At 65.4% G+C, this 17974-nt stretch carries 22 protein-coding genes; 10 read left to right on the plus strand and 12 right to left on the minus strand.

Going from position 1 to position 17974, the window contains the following annotated elements:
* Positions 1-24: 24 nt before the first annotated feature.
* Complete coding sequence (locus Q9Q79_RS10380; RefSeq protein ID WP_012480268.1) at positions 25-1056, minus strand: LysR family transcriptional regulator; 1032 nt, start codon at positions 1054-1056, stop codon at positions 25-27.
* Complete coding sequence (locus tag Q9Q79_RS10385; RefSeq protein WP_012480269.1) at positions 1053-1361, minus strand: sigma factor-like helix-turn-helix DNA-binding protein; 309 nt, start codon at positions 1359-1361, stop codon at positions 1053-1055. The genes Q9Q79_RS10380 and Q9Q79_RS10385 overlap by 4 nt, the downstream gene beginning before the upstream one ends.
* Positions 1362-1450: 89 nt before the next feature.
* Between Q9Q79_RS10385 and Q9Q79_RS10390 the strand changes: the two genes are divergently transcribed.
* From Q9Q79_RS10390 to Q9Q79_RS10400, 3 genes are all read left to right on the plus strand, one after another.
* The gene (locus Q9Q79_RS10390; protein WP_012480270.1) at positions 1451-1930 is read left to right on the plus strand and encodes a carboxymuconolactone decarboxylase family protein; all 480 of its coding nucleotides are present in this window, start codon (positions 1451-1453) and stop codon (positions 1928-1930) included.
* 55 nt (positions 1931-1985) lie between these two features.
* The gene (locus Q9Q79_RS10395; RefSeq protein ID WP_012480271.1) at positions 1986-2390 is read left to right on the plus strand and encodes a cupin domain-containing protein; all 405 of its coding nucleotides are present in this window, start codon (positions 1986-1988) and stop codon (positions 2388-2390) included.
* Between the two features lie 75 nt (positions 2391-2465).
* Positions 2466-3347, plus strand: coding sequence for an RNA polymerase sigma-70 factor (locus Q9Q79_RS10400; protein WP_012480272.1), 882 nt, complete (start codon positions 2466-2468; stop codon positions 3345-3347).
* Positions 3348-3461: 114 nt separating this feature from the next.
* On the opposite strand, the gene Q9Q79_RS10405 is transcribed toward Q9Q79_RS10400, so the two are convergent.
* Positions 3462-4382, minus strand: a complete 921-nt coding sequence (locus Q9Q79_RS10405) for an MBL fold metallo-hydrolase (protein WP_012480273.1) — start codon at positions 4380-4382, stop codon at positions 3462-3464.
* A 482-nt stretch (positions 4383-4864) separates the two neighbouring features.
* Here Q9Q79_RS10405 and Q9Q79_RS10410 point away from each other — a divergent pair, with 482 nt between their 5' ends.
* A complete protein-coding gene (locus tag Q9Q79_RS10410) occupies positions 4865-5818 on the plus strand; it encodes an alpha/beta hydrolase (RefSeq protein ID WP_012480274.1) in 954 nt (317 codons plus the stop codon).
* A gap of 594 nt (positions 5819-6412) precedes the next feature.
* Here the strand turns inward: Q9Q79_RS10410 and Q9Q79_RS10415 are convergent.
* The 3 genes from Q9Q79_RS10415 to Q9Q79_RS10425 form a co-directional block, all read right to left on the minus strand.
* Complete coding sequence (locus tag Q9Q79_RS10415) at positions 6413-6712, minus strand: hypothetical protein (protein WP_012480275.1); 300 nt, start codon at positions 6710-6712, stop codon at positions 6413-6415.
* A 263-nt stretch (positions 6713-6975) separates the two neighbouring features.
* A complete protein-coding gene (locus tag Q9Q79_RS10420) occupies positions 6976-7245 on the minus strand; it encodes a hypothetical protein (protein ID WP_012480276.1) in 270 nt (89 codons plus the stop codon).
* Positions 7246-7301: 56 nt separating this feature from the next.
* Positions 7302-7517, minus strand: a complete 216-nt coding sequence (locus Q9Q79_RS10425) for a hypothetical protein (protein ID WP_044570206.1) — start codon at positions 7515-7517, stop codon at positions 7302-7304.
* A gap of 96 nt (positions 7518-7613) precedes the next feature.
* On the opposite strand from Q9Q79_RS10425, the gene Q9Q79_RS10430 reads away from it, so the two are divergent.
* Entirely contained in the window at positions 7614-7952 is a 339-nt protein-coding gene (locus Q9Q79_RS10430; protein ID WP_236672534.1) for a hypothetical protein, read from the plus strand.
* On the opposite strand, the gene Q9Q79_RS10435 is transcribed toward Q9Q79_RS10430, so the two are convergent.
* Positions 7949-8269 (minus strand): hypothetical protein, encoded by a 321-nt coding sequence (locus Q9Q79_RS10435; RefSeq protein ID WP_019336574.1) that lies wholly within the window; start codon positions 8267-8269, stop codon positions 7949-7951. The two genes, Q9Q79_RS10430 and Q9Q79_RS10435, sit on opposite strands and share 4 nt — an antisense overlap.
* Positions 8270-8348: 79 nt before the next feature.
* Positions 8349-11000, minus strand: coding sequence for an excinuclease ABC subunit UvrA (locus tag Q9Q79_RS10440; RefSeq protein WP_076739993.1), 2652 nt, complete (start codon positions 10998-11000; stop codon positions 8349-8351).
* A 177-nt stretch (positions 11001-11177) separates the two neighbouring features.
* Between Q9Q79_RS10440 and Q9Q79_RS10445 the strand changes: the two genes are divergently transcribed.
* The 3 genes from Q9Q79_RS10445 (at position 11178) to Q9Q79_RS10455 (ending at position 12253) form a co-directional block, all read left to right on the plus strand.
* Positions 11178-11456, plus strand: coding sequence for a hypothetical protein (locus Q9Q79_RS10445; RefSeq protein WP_049396017.1), 279 nt, complete (start codon positions 11178-11180; stop codon positions 11454-11456).
* A 123-nt stretch (positions 11457-11579) separates the two neighbouring features.
* On the plus strand, positions 11580-11834 hold the full coding sequence (locus tag Q9Q79_RS10450; protein WP_043395782.1) for a hypothetical protein: 255 nt from the start codon (positions 11580-11582) through the stop codon (positions 11832-11834).
* On the plus strand, positions 11831-12253 hold the full coding sequence (locus Q9Q79_RS10455; RefSeq protein ID WP_019336571.1) for a low affinity iron permease family protein: 423 nt from the start codon (positions 11831-11833) through the stop codon (positions 12251-12253). Before Q9Q79_RS10450 ends, Q9Q79_RS10455 begins: the two co-directional genes overlap by 4 nt.
* A gap of 15 nt (positions 12254-12268) precedes the next feature.
* Here Q9Q79_RS10455 and Q9Q79_RS10460 read toward each other — a convergent pair whose 3' ends face one another.
* Positions 12269-13762: an FAD-dependent oxidoreductase gene (locus tag Q9Q79_RS10460; protein ID WP_065183584.1), complete on the minus strand. Its 1494-nt coding sequence runs from the start codon at positions 13760-13762 to the stop codon at positions 12269-12271.
* A gap of 223 nt (positions 13763-13985) precedes the next feature.
* Here Q9Q79_RS10460 and Q9Q79_RS10465 point away from each other — a divergent pair, with 223 nt between their 5' ends.
* Positions 13986-14216 carry a hypothetical protein gene (locus Q9Q79_RS10465; RefSeq protein ID WP_049396015.1) on the plus strand — a complete coding sequence of 77 codons (231 nt, stop codon included), beginning with the start codon at positions 13986-13988 and terminating at the stop codon, positions 14214-14216.
* 9 nt (positions 14217-14225) lie between these two features.
* On the opposite strand, the gene Q9Q79_RS10470 is transcribed toward Q9Q79_RS10465, so the two are convergent.
* Positions 14226-14675, minus strand: a complete 450-nt coding sequence (locus Q9Q79_RS10470) for a BLUF domain-containing protein (protein WP_049396014.1) — start codon at positions 14673-14675, stop codon at positions 14226-14228.
* Positions 14676-14864: 189 nt separating this feature from the next.
* Between Q9Q79_RS10470 and Q9Q79_RS10475 the strand changes: the two genes are divergently transcribed.
* Positions 14865-15125: a hypothetical protein gene (locus Q9Q79_RS10475; protein ID WP_224482002.1), complete on the plus strand. Its 261-nt coding sequence runs from the start codon at positions 14865-14867 to the stop codon at positions 15123-15125.
* 7 nt (positions 15126-15132) lie between these two features.
* On the opposite strand, the gene ligD is transcribed toward Q9Q79_RS10475, so the two are convergent.
* Together ligD and Q9Q79_RS10485 are read right to left on the minus strand one after the other, a co-directional pair.
* Positions 15133-17682, minus strand: coding sequence for a DNA ligase D (gene ligD, locus Q9Q79_RS10480; protein ID WP_076739995.1), 2550 nt, complete (start codon positions 17680-17682; stop codon positions 15133-15135).
* 13 nt (positions 17683-17695) lie between these two features.
* Positions 17696-17872: a DUF3606 domain-containing protein gene (locus Q9Q79_RS10485; RefSeq protein ID WP_076739996.1), complete on the minus strand. Its 177-nt coding sequence runs from the start codon at positions 17870-17872 to the stop codon at positions 17696-17698.
* Positions 17873-17974: the final 102 nt, after the last annotated feature.

Genomic DNA, 17974 nt, shown 5'->3' on the forward strand with positions numbered 1-17974 from the left:
GTTGCCCGGCACGCACCAATACGCTCAGGCCCAGCCAGGCCGTGCGCCTGGGTTCAGAGGGGTGGCCTGCTGGCGCGCTTCCCAGTGCGAGATCACATCCAGCTCGAGCGCGCGCACCCGCTGCGTGCTGAAGTCGATGAAGGCCCGCACGCGCTTGGGCAGCTGGCGGCGGCTGAGGTAGCACAGGTAGTGGCCGCGATCGAGCGGCGCATGCCGATCCAGGCAGGTCACCACCCTGCCCGCCCACAGCGCTTCACGCACCTGATAGCTGGGCAGCTGGGCGATTCCGAGCCCGTCGATGACGGCCTGCAGGACCAGGTCGGCATCATTGAACACCAGTGCGGCCGGCGGCTGCAGGTGCACTTCGGCACCGTCGACACGGAATTCCCAGGGCTGCATGCGTCCGCCCGGCAGGCGCCGCCCGATGCAGGCATGTGTGGACAGCGCATCCACCGATACCGGTAGACCGTACGCCTGCACGTACGCTGGTGAAACACATACGACCAGCTGCATCGGCACCAGCTGCTTGGCGATCACCTGGCTGTCTTCCAGCAGGCCGTCGCGAAATGCCACGTCGATGCGGTCACCTGCCAGGTCGGGGGCCTGCTCGTCCAGCAGCAGTTCTACAGAGACCTGCGGGTACTCGGCGCGGAATGCGGCCAGCAAGGGGGCGATCACCCGCCGGCCGAAGCCGTGGCTGGCACTGATGCGCAGGTGCCCGCGCGGCGGACCCTCGCGCAGGTCGCGCATTTCCTCCAGCGCCTGCAGGATGCAGGTCACGCCCGGGTTGCAGCCCTCCAGGAACAGCTCGCCTTCCCGGGTGAGCGTGGTCGAGCGCGTGGTGCGCAGGAACAACCGCACGCCCAGCTGGCTTTCCAGCTTCTGCACGCTGCGGCTGACGGCCGAGCGGCCGATGCCGAGGCGGTCGGCCGCGCGCGCGAAACTGCCCTCGGACGCCACTGCAATGAAGGCCAGCACACCGGCGTAGCTGGTGGAGAAGGACGCATTGAGCGCATCGTGGCCGTCACTGGCCGCGCGGGGCGTTGCGGCATTCATGGGTGGCCTGGCTCCAGGCGGGCACGTTGTGCGTGCAGGTGGCTCCGCGCCGCCGCCAACCGTTGCCTGCACGTGGAAGGGTCGAGCCCCAGCAGGGGCACGATGTCCTCGAATCCGGCGCCCAGCACGTCGTGCAACAGCAGGATCGCGCGTGCGTCGGGCGGCAGTTCGCGCAATGCGGCGAGGAAGGCCTGCCAGACCTGTTCGCTGGCAGGGCGCGATGCGGTGCGCAGGTGCGATGAGGTGTCCATGCCCGGCAGACGGCCGAGCATCGGCCGCTGTGACAGGACATTGGTGTTTTTCATGCAACAGCGTGCGGCCCGGCCCCCGCCTACCGGCGTTGCGAATGCAGGCCTAGCCTCGCTGTGCCCTTCACACGCTACAGGAACACACCATGACCGCACGCCTGGATTACGCCGCGCAATCCCCCGAACTGTTCAAGAAGCTCGGCGTGTACTCGCATGCCGCCCACACCGCCTCGATCGAAGGGGCCATCATCGATCTGGTCAACATCCGTGCATCGCAGCTCAACGGCTGTGGCTTCTGCCTGGACATGCACGTGAAGGAGGCCACCCTGCGTGGTGAGCGCCCGCTGCGCCTGCATCACCTGGCGGCATGGCGTGAATCAACGCTGTTCAGCCCGCGCGAGCGCGCCTGCCTGGCCTGGACCGAAGTACTGACCCAGCTGCCGGCGCAGGGGGTGCCCGACGAGCTGTACGCGCGCGTGCGCGGCCCGCTGTCCGATCAGGAAATGGTCGACCTCACCCACGCGGTGATGGCGATCAACGCCTGGAACCGTGCCAATGTCGCCTTCCGTACCACGCCCGGCACCCTGGATACGGCCTTTGGCCTGGACAAGGCCGGCCTGGCCTGACCCTTCCGCCGCTGCCCCATGCAGCGGCCCTCCTCCACCGCTTTGGAGACCTGCCATGCGTCGCTCTGTTCTGGTCCTGTTTGCGCTGCTGCCACTGTGCGGCGCTGCCGCCACCCCGCCCTCTCCTGCGCCCCAGCCCTTGGTGCGCGAGGTGATGACCCGCGCCCTGCCGGAGCAGCCCGGCAAGGAAGCGCTGATCCTTACCGTGGAGTACCCGCCGGGTGGCGCCGATCCTGTCCACCGCCACGATGCCCATGGCTTCGTCTACGTCCTGGAAGGACGGATCGTGATGGGTGTGGCCGGCGGCAAGGAGGTCACCCTTGGCCCGGGCGAGGCCTTCCATGAAGGCCCGTCCGATCTGCACACCGTAGGCCGCAACGCCAGCGCTACCGAGCCGGCGAAGTTCGTGGTGTTCCTGATCAAGGACATCGGCAAACCGGCGGTGCTGCCGCCGCACTGATCGCACGTCCGGCGCTGGCACCAACGACAGGTTCCCGGGTGTCACAATCCGGGGACCTGTCCCGTCTACGCTGGCATGGACGATTCCACTGCGCTGTTCTCACGCCTCCGCCCACGCCTGTTCGGCGTGGCCTACCGCATGCTTGGGTCTTCGCACGAAGCCGAAGACGTGGTGCAGGATGTCTGGCTTCGCTGGCATGGCGCCGACCAGTCACAGATCGAGAATCCGGAAGCCTGGCTGGTGGCGGCCACCACCCGTCGCGCCATTGATGGCCTGCGCCTGGCCCGGCATGCGCGCGAACACTATGTGGGCATGTGGTTGCCCGAGCCGCTGCTGACCGATGACGCCGCCACGCCCGAGTACGTGCTGGAAACCGCCAGCGATCTGTCGGTCGCCTTCCTCAGTGTGCTGGAACGGTTGGCCCCGGATGCGCGTGCGGCTTTCCTGCTGCACGATGTGTTCGATCAGGATTATGCGGTGGTCGCGCGCACACTGGACAAGACGGAAGCCGCTTGCCGGCAGATCGTGCATCGCGCACGCCAGCAGCTCAGGCAGGAGCGCCCGCGCTACAACGTCCCGCAGGACGTGCACCAGAAACTGCTGCGCCGCTTCGCCGAGGCTGCATCCAGTGGAGATTTCCGCACGATGAAGGCGTTGATGGCCGAATCGGCCGAGCTGGTGGGTGACGGCGGCGGTATCGTCACCAGCTTTCCCGGGCCTTTGCTCGGCGGCACACGCATTGCCCAGCTGCTGTATGCCCCGCACCTGCGGCGCAGCGCGCAATTGCGGATGGTACCGGCCATGCTCAACGGACGGTTGGGACTGCTGCGCTATTTCGATGGCGTGCTGGAGGCGGCGATGGCCTTCGAGACCGATGGCGAACGGATCACGCAGATCCTGGTGCAGCGCAACCCGCACAAGCTGCAGCGGTTGGCTCGCCCTACCGCCATCCAGTAGTTTCACGCCAGGTGTGGATGGCGTCCGTTGTCGGCCTCGTCCTTGCGGGATTCGAGCGGGGCGCCGATGCGCCCCGTCGAAAACCCCTGCTTGCGCTGTATCCGCAGGATCCGATCAGAAGTCCCAGAACACCGGCACCCAGCGGAACGTCTCGCCCTCCAGCGACACCCGGCCCACTGACGGGAACGGAAGATGCGTGGCCACCAGCATTTCGCCGGTGCCGGCCAGTTCCTTCAGCAGAGCGATGCGTACGCGTGCGGATTCCTCCGGGTCGTGCTCAAAACCGTTGTGCCAGTTCGGTTGGTCGAAGCCGACCGCAAACACCGCGTCACCGGCAAAGGTCAGGGCCTGCCCCGCGGACGCTACGCGCACTACGCAGTGGCCCGGGGTATGCCCACCGGTACGGCGGGCCGTTACGCCCGGCGCGATCTGCTGTTCGTCCTGGAAGGTATGCACATAGCTGCTGTACTCGGCCCAGAAGTGCTTGGCCGTGGCGCGTAGCGCATCGGGGAAACCCTGCGGCATGTTGGTGCGGCTGAAGTCCGGCGACTTCCAGAACTCCACCTCCGCTGCGGCCACGTGGATCTTCAGGTCCGGGCGCAGCTGTTCCTTCACACCTTCAACCAGCAGCCCGCCGACGTGGTCCATGTGCATGTGGGTGATCACCACATCGGTGATTTCGCCCAGGTTGATACCGGCAGCACCAAGGCGACGGATCAGCTGGCCGGCGCGCGGCAGCTGCAGGTCCGGGTCCATGCCCAGGCCGGCATCGATGAGAATGGTGCGATCCCCGCTGTGCACCACCATCACGTTCAATGCCCAGTCGAAGGCATCCTGCGGCAGGTACATCTCTTCGAACCATTCGGCACGGGCGGCCGCCGGTACGTTGTGGCCGAGCATCTGGGTGGGCAACGGCAGGACGCCATCGCTGATCACCAGCACTTCGACGTCGCCCACTTTCAGGGCGTAGCGCGAGGGCACCAGTTCATCGAGGGCGGGGGCAATGGGCGCGGCGGTGTTTTCCATACTGAACATGAGGGATCTCCACGAAGAGCCATTTGGCGGGCAGCAATGCAAGGCTGGCGCGAACGAATCCGGGCGCTTGCCCATGGCGCAGGCAGTGACATTGCCAGGGCACGGTTGCCTGGCAGGCCAGCGCTGCGGAGTTCATGGGAAGACGGGCCACTGCGCGGGCAATGGGCCCGGAACACGGCAGGTGCCGTGTGGGATCAGCCTAGGCAGTACGCCGCAGGTGCGGTAGCGCCGTGAAGGGGTACGTCATGTTGCGTTCCGGGAAGCAATGCGGAACCGGCTGCAATGCCACCATTGCAAGCACCTCTGGCTCGTTCGGTAGCGCGCAGGCCCAGGTCGGGCAGCTTCGGATGATCATCCAGTCGACCCCACTGTGGATCCGTGCACTCAGGACGATCTATCAAGAAATTCGGACTTGTCATATCCCTGGCGCCTGATCGCGGGCGCAAAGTACGTCTCACCACCCACCCATGAGAGTTCCCCGCATGAACACCTTCACCCGTGCCCTGGCCGTTGCCGCCCTCGCTCTCTCGGTCCAGGCCGGCCTGTCCGCGCAGGCCGCCGAACCGGCCACGCCGGCGGCAGTCACCAGCATCGCGCGCACCGCCAGCTACATCACCACCGCCGATGGCGTGCAGCTGTACTACAAGGACTGGGGCCCGAAGGACGGCCCGGTCGTGACCTTCAGCCACGGCTGGCCGTTGAACTCGGACAGCTGGGAATCCCAGATGATCTTCCTGGCCGATCATGGCTACCGTGTCATCGCGCATGACCGTCGTGGCCACGGTCGCTCCAGCCAGCCGTGGGACGGCAATGACATGGATCATTACGCCGATGACCTGGCCACGGTGATCAATACGCTGGACCTGCACGATGTCACCCTGGTGGGCTTCTCCACCGGTGGCGGCGAAGTGGCGCGCTACATTGGCCGGCATGGCACGGGGCGGGTGAAGAAGGCCGTGCTGATCAGCTCGGTACCGCCGTTCATGCTGAAGACCGCCGACAACCCGAACGGCCTGCCGATTGAAGTGTTCGATGGCATCCGCAAGGCGCAGATGGATAACCGCGCGCAGCTGTACAAGGACATTCCGTCGGGCCCGTTCTACGGCTTCAACCGTCCGGGCGCGAAGGTCTCGCAGGGGCTGATCGATGCGTGGTGGGCGCAGGGCATGCAGGGCGGCCACAAGAACACCTACGATTCGATCGCTGCGTTCTCCGCCACCGATTTCCGCGCGGACCTGAAGAAGTTTGATGTGCCCACCCTGGTCATCCACGGCGACGACGACCAGATCGTGCCGATCGATATCTCAGGCCGCCAATCGGCAAGGCTCATCAAGGGCGCCAGGCTGATTGTCTACCCGGGTGCGCCGCACGGCCTGACCGACACCCACAAGGACAAGGTCAACCAGGATCTGCTGGCGTTCCTGCAGGAAAAGTGAGTGACCGGGGCTCTGTTGTGATGGCAGAGCCCTTCCTTCCCAGAAGCAGGGCTGGCACCGGAGAAGCGCCGGGTGCCGCGTCAGTGCACGATTGCGGGCGTAGGATTTCAGGCCAACGATGGAGCGTGTTCCGCACTTTGATGAAGGGTTAACCTCCAACGGAGGACACTGCGCCCTCACGGCTCTTCTCCGGCGCAGAATCCTTTGCTCCCGTGTCCAGCCCAAGACGACACGGCCATGCACCCTCCCAATGCCTTCCGGATCCATGCGATCCAGCCCCTTCTTGCGCGCAATGGCGCCATCGTTCGCCTCGATCAGTTGCGATCCACCTGCAAGAGCTGCGGCTTGCGCTCATCAATGACTCAGGACGAGGGCATCAAGACGAGTCCATCGGGTACGACGCTCACGTGCCCAGCGTGCGGTGCCACGGGGCTGATGGACGAGGTGGAGATATGGCACCACTGGCTCGAACAGTGCCGGCGTGAGCGGATGCTGGCGCTCTTCGATCCCGCGCCTCACGAACCACTGGAGCCTGGTGTCCCCGAATGAGAGCGGCTGTCATGGACTCTTCGGCCGGCGCCTCAGCGCCGCGCCTCAGCCGTCGCCCGGGTGCCGCCCCGCCAGGCTGCCCATCGTGAAGGCGTAGCCGGCCTCCTCCAGCAGCGCTCTCATGCGCAGCTCCACGCGCCTGGGTGAAAGCAGGCTGTTGGGCGCATACAAGGCGTAGACATAGCCGGCGCCGTCGATGATTTCACGGCGCACGGCGCAGTCGTTGGATTCCGCCGCCTCGGACCAGACAGACATCAGCCTGGCCGGACTGATGGACTGCCCGTTGCGAAGGCGAAAGAACAGCCAGCGCACTCCCAGGGAATGGGCTGGATTCAACCTAGCCACTGAGAGCCTCCAATGCGCCGGAAGAGATCCGTGAGAACCTCAGGATCCAATCGTGGATGCTCGTCTTTTGAAGATCGCGGAAGGTCAATGCGCGCGGCACCCTTCACCAGTGCAGGCAGATCGGACTGAAGGTCGATCCACCATCCCGCAGGCAGCCGGAGCCCTGTGCCCGTTCTATCGTAGATGCAGATCGGAAAAGTCATCGCGTTGCTCCTGAATGACTCGAGCATACGCCTGCGCGATGTCAGGTCCGGATGCGACGCCTAGGGAGATGCCACATCGGCGCGCTTTGCGCATTCGAATACGTGTGCTTCGTCCTGCTGGACCCTGCGGAACGATTCCAGCCAGCCGAACGCTGCACCACGATTGTGAATCGTATCGCCGAGCCTGCCGGTCAGGCACCGTGCGCACTCCATCCCGCCAGGGCTGGGCGCGTGGCAGCAACGGCATTGCGCCATTGTTGTGGTTTTCTCCGGGCGACACTGGTACATGATCTTGGTCATCAGGCTGATCGCCTGGCTTTGTGCGGACATGCACGCTCCCTGTCTGCTGCGGAAGCAGCCGCGCGGCGCGCGGCTCCTCCTGTTCCTCAGCGGCGGGTATCGCCGCCGAGACCGCCCTTCTTTTCATCCGCTGGCTTCGGGCTCTCGCGATCCTTGTTGTCCTGCTGCTGTTGCTGTCCTTGCTTGCCGGGCTCCTCTCCGCCGGGTTCGCCCCCCTCGCCCTGCCCCTGCTGTGCAGGCTGTTCTGCTTCAGCGGACGCGTTGGAGCGGTCATTCCTGTTCTGTTCGGGGACGCTGTTCATTTCGATTCTCCGCCGCAGCAAGTCTGCTGCCGATTGACTGTGGGCGTGTCGCCGTTACGGGAACGTACGGGGACGCGTCCCATATGAACAAGGGTCATGAACAGGCCCGCAGCAACAAGCGTGTACAGTGGAGTTTCGAAAAGGGGTAACGCCATGATCCATGGAAGAAGCAAGCACGTTGTCGACGTCGAGCGCGAGCTGGCCCACTGGAAAATCGCGTTCAACCTGGGCGCCCTGCCCGCGATGAGCTTCCGATATGAAGTGGCGCCCGTTATCCGGCTTGCCTGCGATATCTATGTGAGAGATCCGCATGGCACACGGTCGGCATGGATCGACGATCTGCAGGGCAGGCTTGCGAAGCGATCGAGCCTGCGCGGCCATCCTGGCGCAGCGGAGATTGCCGATCGGTGCTGGTCCCTGCTTGGCTGCGCCTAGGCGCGGCTGGCTGCGTGATTCCGCTCGCGCATCAACTCATCATTCAGTACGTGGACAATGGACATCACCGCGTCGGCAAGTCCACGAGAATCGCTGATGGATCCGTAGAAGTAGATCCTGGCGCCTTCAATGCGAACATCCGCCAGCTGGAGCTGGGACGCCAGTGCCCTGCACTTGATGAGGAACATCTCTGTCCAGCGAGCGCCCGGCGCCAGATCCAGCAGCGCGGTGATGGCTTCGTCGGTGGATGCGTCTACACGCTCATGCAACAACGGGACATCGAAGCCGACGATTCTTGGGAGCATGGAAGCGTTCACCTGACCATCCTCTCGCTGATGGGCGCTGCGAGTACTCCCACAGTACAACAGAATGCGTCCAGCCCCAGATGAGATGGCGTCAGCTGGCCTGCCCCAGCTCGCGCGCAAGGAACGGCGCAGTCCTGCTTCCCTTGGCGCGGGCCACCTGTTGCGGCGTGCCCTTCGCCACGATGGTGCCACCCGCGCCGCCTGCACCTGGCCCGACATCAATCACCCAGTCCGCCTGTGCGACAGAACGCATATCGTGCTCGATCATCACCACGGTGTTGCCAGCCTCCACCAGCCGTTGCAGCTGCGCCAGCAACCTGTCCGCGTCCGATGCATGAAGGCCGGTGGTGGGCTCATCCAGCACATACAGCGTGCGTCCGCGCTGGCTGCGCTGCAGCTCGGTCGCCAGCTTGATGCGCTGTGCCTCACCGCCTGAAAGCTCGGTGGCCGGCTGGCCCAGCCGCAGGTAGCCCAGACCGATTTCCTGCAGCAACTGCAGCGGGCGGGCAATGGCGTCTTCTTCGGCGAAGAACGCCTGCGCCTGGTCCACCGTCATCTGCAGGACCTCGGCGATGGTGCGACCATTCCACAGCACCTTCAGGGTGGCCTCGTTGTAGCGGGCGCCATGGCAGGTGGGGCACGGCGCATAGACGCTCGGCATGAACAGAAGTTCGACGCTGACGAAGCCCTCGCCTTCGCAGGTTTCGCATCGGCCCTTGGCCACGTTGAACGAAAAGCGGCCCGCGTCGAATCGGCGGCGGCGCGCGTCGGGTGTCGCGGCGAAGAGCTTGCGCACGTGATCGAACAGGCCGGTGTAGGTGGCCAGATTGGATCGTGGCGTGCGGCCGATGGGCTTCTGGTCTACCTGCACCACGCGCTGGATGGCGTCCACGTCGCCGGCCAGCTGGCCCCGCGTGGCTTCGATCACGGTCGGCCCATCCGCGGGCGTGCTGTCGGCGCTGTCGTCCACCGGCTCATGCCCCAGGTGCAGCAGTATCAGCTCGGGCAGCGCTTGTGCCATCAGGCTGGACTTGCCCGATCCGGAAATACCGGTCACTGCGGTCAGAAGCCCCAGCGGCACCTGCGCGTCCACGCCCTGCAGGTTATGGCGATGGATACCCTTCAGCTCCAGCCAGCTGATGACACTGCGCTGCCGACTGGCGGGCGCAGGCACCTGGTCGAACAGGTACTGCGCCGTGCGCGAATCCTGAACGTCGCGCAAGCCATCGGGCTCGCCACTGTAGAGAACGCGTCCGCCATGCTCCCCTGCCTGCGGGCCCACATCGACCAGCCACTGCGCGCGGCGCATCAGCTCCAGATCATGTTCAACAACGAACACCGAGTTACCGCCGTCGCGCAGCCGTTCCAGTGCGTCGTACAGCGCCTGGCTGTCGGCCGGATGCAGGCCGGCCGAGGGTTCGTCGAGCACGTACAGCACGCCAAACAGCAACGAGCTGAGCTGCGTGGCCAGCCGCAGGCGCTGCAGTTCGCCGGCCGACAGCGTGGGCGTGGCGCGATCAAGTGATAGATAGCCCAGGCCGAGCTCGCGCAGTTGCCGTACACGCGCCATGACCCCGCCCGCCAGACGTTGTGCCGCCAGGCGCTTTTCCTCAGACAAGGCTGAGGTCAGGCGCACGTCGGGTGCGCCTTCGTGGGTCGCGCGGCCACTTGCTGCCCGCTTGGCGCGATCGCGGGGCGTTGCACGCCTGCTGGAACGCGCGCCGTGGCTGTGTGCACTGAAGTCGCCCCGCGCGATGGGCTCGAGCAACGCCGCCAGCTGGTCCAACGGCAGCCGCATGAACTCGCCGATATCCACACCGGCAAAGGTGACCGAAAGCGCCTCCGGTTTCAGGCGCTTTCCGTGGCAGGCCGGGCACAGCTTGCCTTCCATGTAGCGCGACACACGCTTGCGCATCAGGGCGCTCTGGGTGTTGGCAAAGGTGTGCAGCACGTAGCGGCGTGCGCCGGTGTACGTGCCCATGTAGCTGGGCTCCTGCTTGCGCTTGAGTGCGGTACGGGTCTCGGCCGGCGTGAAGCCGGCATAGACCGGCACGGTGGGCGTCTCCTCGGTGAACAGGATCCACTCACGGTCCTTCTTCGGCAGCTTCTTCCACGGCACATCGATGTCGTAGCCCAGCGTGACCAGGATGTCGCGCAGGTTCTGGCCATGCCATGCCGGTGGCCAGGACGCGATGGCGCGCTCGCGGATGCTCAGCGACGGGTCCGGAACCATCAGTGCTTCAGTCACTTCGTAGACATACCCCAGGCCATGGCAGGTGCTGCAGGCGCCCTGTGGGGTGTTGGGCGAGAAGTCTTCGGCGTACAGCATGGGCTGGTGGGCCGGGTAGGCTCCCGCCCGCGAAAACATCATGCGCACCAGGCTGGACAGCGTGGTCACGCTGCCCACCGAGGAGCGCGCATTGCTGGCGCCGCGCTGCTGCTGCAGGGCGACCGCCGGGGGCAGCCCGTCGATGGCATCCACATCGGGCACGCCCGCCTGGTCGATCAGGCGGCGCGCATAGGGTGCGACGGATTCGAAGTAGCGCCGCTGCGCCTCGGCGAAAACCGTGCCGAAGGCCAACGAGGACTTGCCGGATCCCGACACGCCGGAGAACACCACCAGTGCATTGCGCGGAATGGAGACATCGACATTCTTCAGGTTGTGCTCGCGCGCACCACGGACTTCGATGCAGCCGCTGGCTGCGGTAGCACATGACGACTCGCCAAAGGGGGTGTTGGACATCTCAGCATTCCTGCAATCGGTGGGCGGCTCGCGCATGGTGCGCCCGAGGGGGCATTGTCGCTGCTGCGGAGTGAATGGCGCGAGGGCGCCGGAGGTGGGATGCCGTCTTCACCTTCCCTTCGTACGGCGTTGCCCAGCCAGGGGCTAGCGTGGGGTGCCCACACATCGGAGGCCCTCATGCACCCCGACGTACTTGGCTGGGCCGCCACGGCGGTGCTGATGGCAACCCTGATCCGGCAGATGGTGAAGCAGTGGCAGTCGTCCCACCCGGAAGCCGTATCCAAATGGCTGTTCGCGGGCCAGATGACCGCGTCTGCGCTGTTTACTGTCTACAGCGCGATGCTGGGCAGCACGGTCTTCGTGGTGACCAATGCGATGCTGCTGTTGACGGCGGTGGTCGGCCAGGTGATGGCCTGGCGCCGCCGTGGCCGACGCCGGGCTCCCCCACCCTGCTGATTGTTAACGCGCGTTGCCTGAAGGATTGACGCCACGTTGCCCCGCCCTTGATGAGGCCGCTCACAGTGCATTCCTATGCTGGGCCCGCCACCTGCGAGGTGGTGATCAACCTGGAGATGCACCATGCAACGCGACCAGAAAGACCTTCCCCATCCGGACACGGAGGCGCAGCGCCCCGATCCTGTCAGTCCGCTGCAGGCGACGCTGCACAACCGCCGCAATCATGACGAAGCGCTGCAGGAAACCTTCCCCGCCAGTGACCCGATCTCCCCCTTCGTCGCTGCGCCCACGCCGGACGAGCAGGCCAAGCGCCTCGGGGAGCGGGTTAAACTGCCGGACCGCCACACGGATGAGGAGGCCGCGGGAGGTGACCAGTGATCCGGCGCGGTTTCGCCCGTGTCGCGGCGGCGACGGCGCGATTGTCTGGCAGCCTGGGGGCATTCGTCGCAGCGCTGGGGGTGATCATCACCTGGGCTGCCAGCGGGCCGGCCTTCCACTTCAATGACACGTGGCAGCTGGTGGTGAATACAGGAACCACCATCGTGACCTTCCTGATGGTGTTCCTGATCCAGCATACGCAGAACGCTGATACCGCTGCGCTGCACATCAAGCTGGATGAACTGATCCGGGTGAGCAAGGACGCCAACCAGGAGTTGTTGAACCTGGAGTCGATGGAGCCGGCCCATCTTGAAGAGATACGCCAGCGTTACGAGGCACTGGCGAAGACCGCTGCAGACATCAAGTCCAAGAAGGAGCGCTGCATGCCCTGCGATGCGGATGCAGCCGCCGAAGCCTGAGGTGGATGCCTGCGCCTACAGCTGTTCTGGTGTGAGGCCCTGTCTGGCAGGGCCTTCCAGCAGCGCTCCGGTGGCGGAAAAGCGGCTGCCGTGGCAGGGGCAGTCCCAGGTGCGCTCATGGCCATTCCATTGGACAACGCACTTCAGGTGCGGGCAGAGCGCCGACATCATGTGCAGGCGCCCGCCCTCGTCGCGGTAGACCGCAGTGCGCTTTCCGTCCACGTCCAGCAGTGCGCCGCAACCACGGGCGAGCTCACTGGGTGAGTGCGACGGCGCCGTGGCAAGGCGATCTCCCACCATGTGCCGCGCCACCGTGGCGTTGGTGCGGGCCCAGCCGGCCGCCGAGCGCACCGGGGTGAAGCGCATGGGGCTGAGCAACTGCTCGATCTCGCTGGTCGTGCCCATGATTCCCTCGGTGATCGCGCACGCGGCCACGCCCGCCCAGGTCAAACCGTCCGGCCCATAGCCGGTAGCGACCCACACATTATCGTGGGCGCTGCTGCCGATGTAGGGCAGCTGGTCGGCGGGCCGGAATTGCTGCGCCGACCAGCACAGCGGCTCGCGCTGCACGTTGAAGTTGCGGCGCGCGTCGGCTAGCAGATGCTGGGCCGGATCCACCGCTGGCGTTTCGCCGGTGCGGTGTGTTTCGCCAACCAGCACAAGCCAGTCGCGGCCATCAGCGCCGTGCACCCCGCGCAATGAGCGGTGCCGGTCGGCGATCCAGTGAATGCCTGCCGCAGGTGGGTTGGCAACCGGCACCGCCACCCCGTACTCGCGGTACACCTCCATCTCGGCCTGCACCAGGTTGAAGCCTGCGGGCGAATGCGTAGCCAGCACGAACTGCCTGGCCTGTATGCGGGCGCCATCGGCTGTCGCAACGCCGGCGGATGCCTCGATGCGGTTGATCCGGGTCCAGTCGTGGATGCGCACGCGACCTGCCAGATGACGTGCCAGTTGCCTGCAGAACGCCGCAGGATCCAACTGCGCCTGATCGGGAACGCGGAAGGCGTGGCCCAATGCGAACGGCAGTCCGGACTGCCGGTGTTCGCACTGCAGGCCGACGCGCTGATAGGCCTGAAGTTCACGCTCGAATCGCGTCGTCACCTCGCGCGTGCGCTCCTGCATGCCGTACTGCATGGCCACGCGTTCGAAGCCGCAACGCAGATCGTAGCGATGAACCAGCGTTTCGATGGCGCGCAGCGCCTGCTGCCGCCACTGGACGATACGACTGGCCGTGTCGCCGCCCCAGCGCGAGACCAGTTCTGCCAGCCGGGAGACGGGCCCGTAAAGATTGCCCGTGGACATCACCGTATTGCGCCCGCCGATGGGCCCTGCATCGACCACCAGCACATCCAGGCCGCTATCCGCCAGGCGGGCCGCTGTCAGCAGGCCGGTCATGCCGGCGCCCACCACCAGCACGTCCGCGCGCGTCGTGCCGGCAAGGGGGCGGAAGCAATGCGACTCGGTGTCAGCTGACCATAAGCTGGCGCGCGGAAACGGTTCGGACATGAAAGGGATCCTTGCAGCTTCAGCTGGGAGGCCTCTCTGATACGCCTTGCCGGGTGAAACGAGGGTGGCGTGGCCGTGCAGATGATGCTCACGCGCTGCCACGATCAAGGCCATGGTCAAGACCAGGTGAGCGTTGCGTGGACTACATGCCTGTGTCGCCTCTGCGAACCGCAACTCTCTGCTTGCAGCGTGGTCGCTAACGTGCTGGAAGGAGGATCAGGCAGTGAGCACGCACCTGGAAATCGATCTGATGATCGCGCAACTGGACGAACTGCTGCCGGCCTGGGCAGCGTTCTACCCCGAGCAGCAGTTCGTCTGCATGCTTGCCGAGGCACTGGACTACATTGCTGCCAGTGCAGACCCGGAGGCCCGGCTGTATTGCGTGATGCGCACCGGGCACCTCAACGTGTGCAGCGGAGAGATTCCATGGGCGGCGCGCTATGGAGGCCGCTAGGCCGGTGGATCACGCCGCGACCGCGTAGGGTTCGACCAACCTGGCCAGGATATCCATCGCCGTCTCGGTTGGCACATCGTCACCGCTGTGCTGGGCGAACCCTGACCAGTCCGCGCGGGCAAGCAGCTTCAACTGCTCGGGTTGGGTGGGCAGCCAGCGCATCGGCCAGAACGGGAGCCGCCGGTTGCCCACCCTGCCGCGCTGCAGCTCGATGAGCCCGGTATGGCTGGAGGCGCCCACCACCCGCGAATACGCCACCCTCAAGCCGTCTTCGGGCCCCTCCATGTACTGCAGGAAGCGGCTGCCGTCGAACAGCAGGACGCCGGTGACGCCGGCACTGCGGTTGAAGCGGGCGGCATCATCGACCAGATCGTCGAGCTTTCCGCTGCCCAGGCCGAACGGATCACCAGCAACGGCTGGGCCCGCTTCGCTGACGTATGCGACTGCCCTGATCGGCATTAACTGCTCCTGTAGCGAATCCCCCCAGATTCCGTGGCCGTAGGATAGGCCACCTGCGCCCCGCAGTTGTTCCCATCATGTGCATTTTGTGAATCAGTTGGGTTCCAGCTGACAAACGGCATGCAGGACGCCTACACCCCCCATGCCATGGATCGTTTACGCTTGGGCCAGATGACTCGGGAGCGCCCCATGCCCAATACCGGCCTTTTCCATGTTCTGGAGCTGGACGCTGTTTCCGGCGTGCAGGGTATTGAGCGCGTCAGGTCCATTCGCGTGCGCTGCAACACCTGCGGCGGGATTACACAGTTGTCGGGGGACGCGTTGGGGGCGGTGCCCGGTGGAACGACGCTGGTGTGCGGCGCTTGTCCTTCGCGCCAGACGGTCAGCAACGCGCGGCTGGTCGAATGCGATCATGTCCTGCCCGGCAGCGCCCAGGGATCCGACGCGTAGGCGCGGGCTACGGGTCTGCCTGCGCCCATCGCGCAAGATTCTGTTTCACTTTCCCGATACCGGCCCAAGGGTCTTTGCGCTGCCGTTTCAGCTTTGCTGGCACGTCCTTGATCGTGAACGCGTCTGCGCGCTTGAGTTTCGTCAGATCGCCCCAGGCGATCGGCAGTGCTACCGGTGCCCCCGGCCTGGCCCGCAGCGAGTAGGACGCAACCGCCGTCGCACCGCGCCCATTGCGCAGATAGTCCACGAAGATCCGCTTGTTGCGGAGGCTTTTGGTGGCCGTTGCCAGGAATCGCTGGGGCTCGGATTGCGCCAGCGCATCGGCGAAACCCTTCGCAAAGCGCCTGGTCAGGTCCCAGTCGCATCCCGGATTGAGCGGCACGACCACGTGCAGGCCCTTGCCACCGGATACACGCAGGAACGATTCCAGCTCCAGCTGCGCCAGCAGTTTCCGGATGTCGGTTGCCGCTTTCTTGACCTCGGCAAAGGGTACGTCCGGTCCTGGATCCAGGTCGAACACCACGCGGTCGGCCTTGTCGGGCGCTTCGGCGTGGCTGCCCCAGGGGTGGAACTCCAACGCGTTGAACTGCACCAGTTCAAGCAGGCTGGCCGCGTCACGCACCACCAGGTAATGGGCGTTTATACCGCTTTCTTCCTTCAGCCTTACCGGATCGACCAGTTCCAGCCCGGCTGTGTGGTGTTTCTGGAAGAAGCAGGGTTTTGCGGTGCCACTGGGGCATCGGATGATCGACAGCGGGCGATCAGCCACCTCGGGCAGGAGGTGCTCCATCACTGCTGCGTAGTAGTCCCATACCTCCTGCTTGGTGTAGCCATCGCCAGGAAACAGGATCTTGCCGGGGGACGAAAGCGCGGGCGGTGTGCGGCCGGTAGCGGGTGATTTTTTCGCCCTGCGCCCGGGTCGCGAGGGTGCATGCGTGCCACCCGCAGCCGGGGCCTTTCCGGCGCGATCGGAATCTTCGAGATCGGCGATGTCCTTGTCCGCCCGTACCGCCTTCAGCGATGCCTGGCGCAACAGCTTCTGCCCGCCAATCCCGCGATAGAAGACCTCCACAACGAAACGCGGTGCGAACCAGGTCGCGGCGCGAAGGTCGGTGTCCTGGGTGGGCACGTGCGCCGTCGGCTTGCGGCCGCCGCCGCCTTCGATGCGCCTGCTGACTTCGCCGATCAGTTCGTCCGAGAACCCGGACCCGACGCGGCCGACGTAGAGCCAGCCATGTTTCGGGTCTGGCCGCGCCAGCAGCAGCGAGCCGAACCCGGTGCGGCTGCCCTTCGGCGCGGTGTATCCGACCACCGCGAACTCGTCGCTGGCCAGCTGTTTGGTCTTGCGCCAATCCTCACTGCGGCCGCTGTGGTAGCTGCGATCGGCGCGCTTGGAAATGATGCCTTCGAAGTGCTGCTCACCGGCCAGGCGATAGGCCTCGTCGCCATCCCCCTGCACATGCGAACTGAACGCCAATGGCCTGCCCTGCCCCTCCAGCACGGAGTGCAGCAGGGCTTTGCGTTCCAGCAAGGGCGCATCGGCGATGTCCACGCCATCAAGATGCAGCAGATCGAACAATGCGTACGTCAGGACGCCCTGCCGCTCGCCGGAGAGCGTGGCCTGCAGCAGGTTGAAGTCTTCCTTGGTGCCGGCGCCGGCGATGAGCTCACCGTCCAGTGCCGCCGAAGTAAGGCCCAGTGCCGCGATCGCGTCACGTATTTCAGGCAGCTTGCCGGTCCATTCCAGTGCGTTCCGCGACCACAGCTGCACGTTGCCCTCAGCCACCGTAGCAAGGATGCGGTACCCATCCCATTTGATCTCATGCACCCACTGCCCGCCCTGGGGCGGCGCGTCGCCCAGCTTGGCCAACTGCGGCTCAAACGGTCCGGACGGCGCTGCCGCCTTTTTCGCCTTGCTGAGCGCCAGGGCCTTCTTCGCCCAGTTCTTTCGTCGGGTGCGTTTGGGCGGTACGACCGTGAGTTTCTTCTTCGCGGTCTTTCCTGCCCCGGCACGCTTCAGGTCCTCCGGGGGCGCTACAGCGACATCCGCCAGCAGATCGTCTGCCTCGATATCGCTGGCAAATTCATCGTCGTCCTTGAACAGCAGCCACTGTGGCTGGCGCGCAGGCTTGCCGGAACGGACCAGATGCCATCCACCCTTGAGCTTGGCGCCGAACAGCTCGAAGCGTAGATGGCCCTTGGCGAGCTGGGCTTCCGGGTCACCCTGCGTGGCCCACACACCGTGGTCGAACTGGGCGACATGTCCGCCGCCATACTGGCCTTTGGGAATCTCGCCTTCAAATGCTGCGTAGTCGACGGGATGATCCTCCACCTCCACCGCCATGCGCTTGACCTTCGGGTCGTAGCTGGGGCCCTTGGGAACGGCCCAGCTCTTCAGCGCGTCACCCACCTGCAGACGGAAGTCGTAGTGCCTGCGGCTGGCATGATGCAACTGCACCACGAAAATGGCGCGTTGGCCTTTTGGCAGCGCCTTGCCCGGTTCGGGCTCCCTGGTCTGGTCAAAACGACGCTTGCGGCGGTACTCGACCAGTGACATGGGCAGCTCCGCGCTACTTTCCCAGGTGCTTGCGTACAGCAGCGGCGGTGGGCCCGACCTCGGCGACCGCAGCCCGAAGTTCCTCGGCTGACACACCCAGTGCGGTGGTCCAGTACTGCAGTTCATAGTCTTCGTTGACGTTGATACGATCCCGGTCCGGGCTGCCGGTGTTCTTTTTGTCATCGCTCATGGGAGTCTCCACGCGTGATCGGGCGTGAAGTGACCGTACCGGCCGGCCCATGGGCACCAGGCGATGCCACCGTGAAGCGATGGCGAAGGCCTGCTGGGATCG

The organism is Stenotrophomonas sp. a6, assembly GCF_030913325.1.
Lineage (GTDB): Bacteria > Pseudomonadota > Gammaproteobacteria > Xanthomonadales > Xanthomonadaceae > Stenotrophomonas > Stenotrophomonas maltophilia.

Excerpts from the sequence above, each read along its gene's own strand:
- Q9Q79_RS10380 (WP_012480268.1), bottom strand. The coding sequence starts at position 1,056 with ATGAATGCCGCAACGCCCCGCGCGGCCAGTGACGGCCACGATGCGCTC.
- Q9Q79_RS10385 (WP_012480269.1), bottom strand. The coding sequence starts at position 1,361 with ATGAAAAACACCAATGTCCTGTCACAGCGGCCGATGCTCGGCCGTCTG.
- Q9Q79_RS10390 (WP_012480270.1), top strand. The coding sequence starts at position 1,451 with ATGACCGCACGCCTGGATTACGCCGCGCAATCCCCCGAACTGTTCAAG.
- Q9Q79_RS10395 (WP_012480271.1), top strand. The coding sequence starts at position 1,986 with ATGCGTCGCTCTGTTCTGGTCCTGTTTGCGCTGCTGCCACTGTGCGGC.
- Q9Q79_RS10400 (WP_012480272.1), top strand. The coding sequence starts at position 2,466 with ATGGACGATTCCACTGCGCTGTTCTCACGCCTCCGCCCACGCCTGTTC.
- Q9Q79_RS10405 (WP_012480273.1), bottom strand. The coding sequence starts at position 4,382 with ATGTTCAGTATGGAAAACACCGCCGCGCCCATTGCCCCCGCCCTCGAT.
- Q9Q79_RS10410 (WP_012480274.1), top strand. The coding sequence starts at position 4,865 with ATGAACACCTTCACCCGTGCCCTGGCCGTTGCCGCCCTCGCTCTCTCG.
- Q9Q79_RS10420 (WP_012480276.1), bottom strand. The coding sequence starts at position 7,245 with ATGTCCGCACAAAGCCAGGCGATCAGCCTGATGACCAAGATCATGTAC.
- Q9Q79_RS10425 (WP_044570206.1), bottom strand. The coding sequence starts at position 7,517 with ATGAACAGCGTCCCCGAACAGAACAGGAATGACCGCTCCAACGCGTCC.
- Q9Q79_RS10430 (WP_236672534.1), top strand. The coding sequence starts at position 7,614 with ATGAACAGGCCCGCAGCAACAAGCGTGTACAGTGGAGTTTCGAAAAGG.
- Q9Q79_RS10440 (WP_076739993.1), bottom strand. The coding sequence starts at position 11,000 with ATGTCCAACACCCCCTTTGGCGAGTCGTCATGTGCTACCGCAGCCAGC.
- Q9Q79_RS10445 (WP_049396017.1), top strand. The coding sequence starts at position 11,178 with ATGCACCCCGACGTACTTGGCTGGGCCGCCACGGCGGTGCTGATGGCA.
- Q9Q79_RS10450 (WP_043395782.1), top strand. The coding sequence starts at position 11,580 with ATGCAACGCGACCAGAAAGACCTTCCCCATCCGGACACGGAGGCGCAG.
- Q9Q79_RS10460 (WP_065183584.1), bottom strand. The coding sequence starts at position 13,762 with ATGTCCGAACCGTTTCCGCGCGCCAGCTTATGGTCAGCTGACACCGAG.
- Q9Q79_RS10470 (WP_049396014.1), bottom strand. The coding sequence starts at position 14,675 with ATGCCGATCAGGGCAGTCGCATACGTCAGCGAAGCGGGCCCAGCCGTT.
- Q9Q79_RS10475 (WP_224482002.1), top strand. The coding sequence starts at position 14,865 with ATGCCCAATACCGGCCTTTTCCATGTTCTGGAGCTGGACGCTGTTTCC.
- ligD (WP_076739995.1), bottom strand. The coding sequence starts at position 17,682 with ATGTCACTGGTCGAGTACCGCCGCAAGCGTCGTTTTGACCAGACCAGG.
- Q9Q79_RS10485 (WP_076739996.1), bottom strand. The coding sequence starts at position 17,872 with ATGAGCGATGACAAAAAGAACACCGGCAGCCCGGACCGGGATCGTATC.